The following is an 896-nucleotide window of genomic DNA, read 5'->3' as shown; positions in this document are numbered from 1 at the left end:
CGCGCTCTGGCCGGAGGCAAGGTCGGGATAGAAGGTATGGAAGCCGGAGAAATGATCGATCGGCCGCGTCACGGTCAGCGCCAGCAGCTCCGGCCGCAGCGCGCGAAGGTTGAGCTCCGTCTGCCACTTGAACACGTCATAAGCGAGCTGATCGGTGGGGTTCAGCGCCGCGCGATCGACGGCGGCCAGCGCGGCAAGGTCGCTCTCGGCGGCGGCGCGCTCGGCCGCGAAATACGCGTCGGTGATATAGTCGCCGAGCTCCCCGGCATAGCGCATGTCGCCGCGGAACAGCGCATTCAGCGGGTTGCGGCGGAGGCTGGCCTCGTCGCTCGCCGCGAACAGCGCGTGGAGCTGCGCGGACGCGCTCCGGGGGGCGGCCGCGGCCGGGGCGGGGGGCGCTTCGGCGGTCGTGGCGGTGGCCGCGCAGGCGGAAAGAAGCGCGGCGAGCGAGGCGCCGAGGAGCAGCTTGGCAGCGGTCATGGAAGGCCTTTCAAGGATTCGGGCGTGTTGCCTTTGTAAGACGCTCCGCCCGCGCCCGCAAGCGGCGGCTCAGGCGGCCTGCGGCGTCCAGGGACGCTCCCGATACCATTTGGTGATCACATATTTGACGCCCGCCTCCACCGGCATCCCCTGGTGGATCGAATAGGGATTGGGGTCGCCGTCCTCGTCCAGATTGTTCCAGATGAACAGGTTGCCGCGCCTCGGCGCCACCAATTCGGAGCGGTTCAGCGCCTCGCGCCGTTGCTTCAGCGCCTGCTCGGCCGTGACGAGCTCCGTCTGCAGCCGCGAATATTCGGTCTGGAGTTCCTGCAGGTAGGCGTTCTGCCGGTTGGTGATCTGGCCCTGGAGGTCGGATACGGTGCGCTGCATCCGGAGGATCTCCGACCGGCTGACGT

General features: G+C 68.4%; 2 protein-coding genes. Both read right to left on the bottom strand.

Annotated elements, in window-relative coordinates:
* Positions 1–480, bottom strand: a 480-nt coding sequence (locus tag AC2JF9_RS07995; RefSeq protein WP_500726743.1) for a DUF885 family protein, incomplete at its 3' end; no start/stop codon positions are given.
* A 69-nt stretch (positions 481–549) separates the two neighbouring features.
* Positions 550–896, bottom strand: a 347-nt coding sequence (locus AC2JF9_RS07990) for a 2OG-Fe(II) oxygenase (RefSeq protein WP_500726741.1), incomplete at its 5' end; no start/stop codon positions are given.

It is taken from the genome of Lactobacillus sp. C449L (assembly GCF_059900815.1).
The sequence above is the reverse complement of the archived record's forward strand: the minus strand, read 5'-3'. Positions and strand labels throughout refer to the sequence as shown.